The sequence below is a fragment of the Baaleninema sp. genome, assembly GCF_049974805.1.
Taxonomy (GTDB): domain Bacteria; phylum Cyanobacteriota; class Cyanobacteriia; order Cyanobacteriales; family Geitlerinemataceae; genus Baaleninema.
On the sequence record NZ_JBNGCO010000169.1, the window covers coordinates 1 to 6904 of the forward strand.

Genomic DNA, 6904 nt, shown 5'->3' on the forward strand with positions numbered 1-6904 from the left:
TTATAGCAGAGTCGCCCTGAAAGGGCGAGGCTTTAGACCCAAAATTTCTGGTAACATTACCGCGTCACGCACTGCGCCCAACTAATAAATTGCCATTTTTACGGATTTTGTCCGAAAATGTTACAAAACTTCACCTGAAGTGTCATCAAGGGGGATGCGGCAAAATCCACTTTCTACCGCTCGGAGTGTGCTGTTTTCAAGGTTTGGAGACTCGATCGCTCCCCGGTTTTGCGCCAGTCGATCGCACAATTCTTAAGGTTTCGATCGAGCGTGGTTTAGAAAGTTCGATTTATAATTAAAGCAAGATTGACCCAACGTCACTTTTCCGAAAAACAGTCACCAAACGAATTTATATCCTTTTTAGGAGGAAAGCCCGACATTTTTTGTCGAGTAAGATTTTCTCTGGAAAATTACACTAAAAATTTACAGAATAATTCGCCAAAACTCCTGATTTTGGGCAGGTTGAATATCGGGGTGTTTGGCGTTCTGGCTCGACAAAAACCGAGTAAAAATCCTCAATATTTTTTGAGTCGATCGAACAATCGATCGATTCTCAGGAATTGTCGCCCCAGTTTTAAATTGGGGTAGTATTGGCTTTTCTAATTCTCCAAATCGGTTGGATTGAGTTGGCGAAACCCAAGATTTTGCTAACTTTTTGAATCATCGCTTTTTGAATTAGCGAGTTTAGAAAGTTTTTAGGACGTTTAGATTTCCCAAAAAAGCTGCACTGAGTTGTCACACCAAACGAGCAGCAATTATCAAAAAATACTCGTATTGCCACCTTACAAAAAAGGAGAGTGCGAGCCATGAAACGGGTTGTCAATCTTCCATCTCTCCTATTCCTTCTAGGACTGTTACAGTCCAGTGTCTTCTGTATCGCCGCTGGAGCGCAAATCGTCCCCGACGGTACGCTCTCGACAGAAGTGAACTCTAGTGACGGGTTGAATTTCTCCATTGAGGGGGGCGATCGCGTCGGAAACAACCTATTTCATAGCTTCCAAGACTTTTCTGTGCCAACCGATGGCTCGGCAGTTTTTAATCAGGCGATCGACATCGAAACTATCTTAAGTCGCGTCACCGGAAATTCCCTTTCTAACATCGACGGATTAATTAGAGCCAACGGCGCGGCAAATTTATTTCTAATCAATCCCAACGGCATTATTTTCGGACCGAACGCTCGCTTAGACATTGGCGGTTCGTTTTTGGCGACAACCGCCAACAGTGTGGTGTTTGAAAACGGCTTAGAATTCAGCGCAGCGAATCCCGAAAATATTACGCCGTTATTGAGCGTGAACGTGCCGCTGGGGGTGCAGTTTGGCGAAAATCCGGGGACGATTCAGGGAACCGGAGCAATGTTGAACCTGCCAGACGGGGAAAGCTTGGCGTTCGTCGGAGGATCGATCGCCCTCAATGGCGTCAGAATCGCAGCACCCGGCGGACGAGTCGAACTGGGAGGGGTGAGCCATGCCGGAATCGTGGCGTTGGAGGATAGCAGCTTGGCGTTTCCAGTAGATATGGATCGATCGCAAATCTCGCTAAACGGAACCGTCATCACCGTTGCGGGCGATCGCGGCGGCGACATGACCATCAACGGCTCAGAAATCGCCATCGACACCAGTATTTTAGAAGCAGGAATCGCCGAAGGATTGGGATTTACCGGCGCAGCATCCGGAAACATCGAACTCAACGCCACTGGACAACTGAATATTACCAATAGCGACATTTCCAATATCGTGGGAGTGGTTTCGACAGGCAACGCCGGGGATATTTCCATCACCGCCAATACCATCAACCTGCGAGATGAAAGTGCCTTAAACGTCAGTACCTTGGGAGAGGGCAATGCCGGAACCCTCAACCTCAAAGCCTCGGAAACCATTACCTTAGCCAACAGTATGGCTTCGAGCGCAATTTTCGATACCGGACGAGGCAATGCAGGAAATATCAACGTAGTCGCCAATACCCTAGAAATCCGCGATGGAGCGTTTTTAAGTGCCAATACAAGAGGTGAAGGCGATGGTGGAACGGTGACGGTCGAAGTCACCGAAACCGTCGTCATATCGGGAACGAACGCCGAAGGCTTTCCGAGTGGCATCGGAAGCCAAGTGGGAAGTACCGGACGAGGAAATGCAGGAGGCGTGAGGGTTTTTGCCCGTACCGTCGAAGTTCGCGATGGGGGAAGTTTGTCTTCGAGTACCTTTGGCGAGGGAGACGCGGGAACGCTGACGGTCGAAGCGATCGATCGCGTTTCCTTCTTAAACGGTAACGCCTTCAGCAATGTCGCCGAGACGGGACGAGGCAACGCAGGAGGCATCAGCATCGTTGCCCACACTCTGGAAGTTCTAGACGGCGCGGAATTGTCTTCCAATAGCCGCGGCCGAGGCGATGCCGGAACTGTAACCGTCGAAGCCACCGACAACATTCTCTTATCGGGGTCTGACGCCGAGGGCTTTCCCAGCGGTGTCTTTAGCGATGTGTTAGAGACGGGGCAAGGCAATGCGGGCGATATCCGCATCACGGCCGACACCCTCGAAGTCCGAGATGGCGCGTTGTTGTTTTCGAGTACCTTTGGCCAAGGAAATGCCGGAACCATCAACGTCGAAGCAAGCGATCGCGTTCTCTTCGCCGGATCGAATGTTGAAGGCTTTCCCAGTGCTGCCGCCAGCCAAGTAGCAGATATTGCCCGAGGCAATGCCGGGGACGTTCGCATCGTTGCCAACACCGTCGAAGTCCGCGATGGCGCGTTGTTGGATTCGAGTACCTTCGGAGAGGGAAATGGTGGAACCGTAACCATCGAAGCCCGCGATACCGTTTTCTTCGCTGGCACTGACATAGAAGGGTTTCCCGGCGGCGCCAGCAGCCAAGTCGGAGAGATCGCGCGAGGCAACGCCGGGGACATTCGCGTCGTCGCCAACACCGTAGAAGTCCACGACGGGGCGAGGTTGTCTTCGAGTACCTTCGGCGAGGGAAATGGCGGAACCGTAACCATCGAAGCGAGCGATACCGTTCTCTTCTCAGGATCGAGTTTGGCAGGATTTCGCAGCAGTGCCAACAGCCAAGTTAACGAGATAGGACGAGGGAACGCAGGGAACGTGAGCGTTTTTGCCAATACCGTGGAAATCCGCGACGGGGCGGGATTGTCGTCGGCAACCTTTGGCGAAGGAAATGCCGGAACGGTGAGTATCGAAGCGACCGACAGGCTTATTGTCTCCAACGGCAGCGTTTTCAGCGACGTGGAAGAAAGCGGACGAGGCGATGGCGGCGATATCCGTCTTGTGGCCAATCGCGTGACCTTGCGCGACAGAACGGTGTTGTCCTCCACCAACGCGGCGCTTGTCGAGGCGAACGACTTTGTGGCGGGGGATGTTATCTTGCAGGGAGATTCGATCGAACTCTCCGAGGGTGTAGAAATTTCCGCCGATACGTTAGGACGCGGCGGCAACGTTCGACTCGACTCCCAAGCGATAACCTTACGGCGCGGTAGCAACATCCAAACCAACGCGGAAGGGAATTTTCCTGGCGGCAATATCACCCTCAACACCGGAGTTCTCGCCGCTTTAGAAAACAGCGATATCTCCGCCAACGCCGCCAACAGTTTCGGCGGACGAGTCACCATCGACGCACAAGGGATTTTCGGCACCGCCTTCCGCGAACGACTCACCCCAGAAAGTGACATTACAGCAACATCGGCACTCGGACCGCAATTTAGCGGCATCGTGGAAATCAATACCCCCGATATCGACGCCACGGCGGGATTAGTGGAACTTCCTGAAAACATCGAAATTCCCCGACTGGCGCGAGGATGTCAAGTCGGTGGGGTCGGAGAGGCGCGTTTCGTGGATGTCGGACGTGCGGGAGTTCCGCCGACGCCTTACCAACCCCTCAGCAGCGATGGGTTTGTCGAAGATAGGCGACTTCCGAGGCGGTGGCGGGACTCGCAGTCGCCAGAAACCTCTTTAGACACTTCTTTTCAAGAAGCGCAAAATTGGATAATTTCGGACAACGATCGCGTCGTTTTATTTTCTGAGGAGACCTCCACTCGTCAAGGGGTTCCTTGTGGCGATCGCTAATCGGTGAAATGGCTTGAATTTTCAATCGCTTGAATGAGGAGAGTTCACTATCATGGCCGGCAAACATCGACTCGTTTCTCTGGGGTTGCTGTGGTTGGGGTTGATGCCGACTTTGGCACTTCCGGCGTCGTCTCGCGAAGGCGTGGAAACTCCAGCGGCGGTGATGGCGCAGGGTGCGAATCCCCGGCAGCTTTTGCAACGGGGATTGACGGTTTATGAAAACGACGAATTCACAGAAGCGATCGAACTTTGGCAAGAGGCGACGAGACGGTTTCAAGACTCGAACGCCATCGACGATCGCCTCGGGGAAGCGTTAGCCTACAACTATATGTCTTTGGCATACCAACATCTTCGCGATTGGGAGAATGCGGGGCAGGCGATCGATCGCAGTTTAGAAATTCTGGAAAACTGGACAGACTCGCAAAGTTCTACCTATTTTGAAGTGTACGCTAAGGTTTTAAATACTCGCGGAACTCTCCAACATTCGCGCGATCGCGATGTTGAAGCGGCGCTACAAAGTTGGCAAGAGGCGGCTCGGTATTATGCTGAAGCGGGGGACGATCGCGGCGTCGTCACCAGTCAACTCAATCAAGCGCAGGCGTTACAAGGGTTGGGATTGTCGCTTCAAGCCAATCGCCTTTTAGGGGAGATTTATCGAAGTCTCAACGCCCAAGTCGATTCGCAAATTAAAGCCACAGCCTTGCGGGATTTCGGCAAGGTTCTTCGTCAAATGGGCTTGTTAGACGAAACTGAAAACGAACTCGGCTCGTTAGAAGTGTTACAGGAAAGTTTGCAAATTCAAGAGAATTTACATATTAAAAACCGCGCCGAAACTTGGTTGGAGTTGGGTAACACGCAACGGGCGTTAGCAGAACGGGCGATCGCTTTTTCTAAATACGATGAAGACTTAGAATACGCGAGATCGACCCTAGAATCCTATCAATTTGCGGTGCGAGATGCCAGAGATGCGGGAGAGCTTTCGCTCGAAAGTAAAGCTTGGCTAAACCTTTTAGGCTGGGCAGCCGCCTCGGGGCAAGAACTCCCCGGATTAGCGTCGTTTCAATATGGAATAGAGCAACAGCTCGATCGACTTCCCCTCAGCCGCGATCGCGTTTATATGCGACTCAATTTAGCCTGGAATTTAACCTGTTTTAAACAGGATATGGATACTCAAATTCCATCTTGCATGAGCGTCGCGCGTCGCCAATATTTATTAGACCCCGAAAAACATTCTGAAAACGCGCCAATTTTAGCGAAACGACAGGAAATCGCGAATCAAATTACCTGGACAGAAATTGCTGAGATTCTAGGCGAAGCGGTGCGAGAATCTCGCGAGTTAAACGATAAAGTGGCTGAAGCGTATGCTCTCAGTCAACTCGGCGGCGTTTACGAGTTAACAGAAGACTGGGAAAACGCCAAAACCGTAACTCAAACGGCTCTGAATCAGGCGCGATCGCTCGACTATTTCGTGCCAGAATTGGAATATCGAATTGAGTGGCAGTTGGGGCGTTTGTTCGGGAGAGAAAATCCCGAACTGGCGATTTCTTATTATGAAGAAGCTGCCAATTCTTTGAAGTCCGCTCGCAGCGATTTATTGGCGTTAGAATCGGATTTACAATTCTCGTTTCGGGACAATACCGAACCTCTGTATCGGGAGTTGTTGGCGTTGCTCTTGCCCCCCGAAAAAGACCATATACCAGGCGAAACGCTGAAAAAAGCGTTATTCTACGCCGAAGAAATTCAACTGTCAGAATTGGCGAGTTTTCTGCGATGCGATTTGGGAAGTTTGCGAGTCGATAAAATCGAAGATACTGGCAAACCGCAAGAAGATTTAGCGAACCAGCTAAACGACCTTATCGAACGAGATGCGAAAGCCGATCGATCGACTGCATTTGTCTATACAATTTTGTTTGAAGATCGCGTTTCGATTATTCTCAAAACCCCAGATTCTGACGCGCCTCTTCAATATTTTGAAGGCAAACCTCGTCCGGGTGGTAAATCTTTAAACGAGATAATTTCTCAGACACAAAATCTCTTAGGTCAACCGGCGGGAAGTTTTGTGAAACCAGAAGTGAAAGAAAGTTTGCAGGAACTTTATGAAATTCTCATCGAACCGATGAAAGAAGCGTTAGATGAAGATACCCTTGATACTCTGGTTTTCGTCCTCGATGGAAATCTTCGTAATATTCCGATTTCCGCACTTTACGACGGTGAAAATTATTTGGTCGATCGTAACTATGCTGTCGCTGTCTCTCCGGCAATTCAATTGTTAAAAATCTCGAGAATCGATCCGGATCGAATTGAAGTCTTGATTGCCGCTTCAACTCAGGATCGAGAAAACGAATTTGAAAATTTTTCGTCAATCGATAGAGAAATTGTTCTACAACAAATTAACGGAATTCAAATTATTTTGGATTCAAAAAATTACCGTTCTAAAATTTTGTTAGACGAGCATTTTACCCAAGAAAATCTGGGCGAAGAAATTGCAGGTCATCCTTATAGCATTGTTCATACTATCGCTCACGGACAGTTTGACAACGATCCGAACCAAACCTTTATTATGACAGGAAACCAGCCCCAATCGACGAATCGCGCCGATTATACCATTGGGATTAACGAAGTTGGAGAACTGCTTCAAGGAAGCGTTCAACGGCGAGAACAACCCATCGATCTCCTGGTTTTAAGTGCTTGTCAAACTGCATCGGGGAACAATCGCGCCGTGTTAGGAATTGCGGGAATTTCCATCAAATCTGGGGCGAACGGAACCCTGGCGCCGCTGTGGGATGTCAGTCAAGAATCCACCGCCGAATTGATGGTGAAATTTTACGAATATTTAG

The 6904-nt window shown here is 50.0% G+C and carries 2 protein-coding genes; both read left to right on the forward strand.

What is annotated here, in order from left to right; genetic code table 11:
• Positions 1–806 precede the first annotated feature (806 nt).
• A complete protein-coding gene (locus ACP5D4_RS20360; RefSeq protein WP_428013443.1) occupies positions 807–4067 on the forward strand; it encodes a filamentous hemagglutinin N-terminal domain-containing protein in 3261 nt (1086 codons plus the stop codon).
• 52 nt (positions 4068–4119) lie between these two features.
• The coding region (locus ACP5D4_RS20365) for a CHAT domain-containing tetratricopeptide repeat protein (protein ID WP_428013444.1) at positions 4120–6904 on the forward strand (2785 nt) is incomplete at its 3' end.

Excerpts from the sequence above, each read along its gene's own strand:
- ACP5D4_RS20360 (WP_428013443.1), top strand. The coding sequence starts at position 807 with ATGAAACGGGTTGTCAATCTTCCATCTCTCCTATTCCTTCTAGGACTG.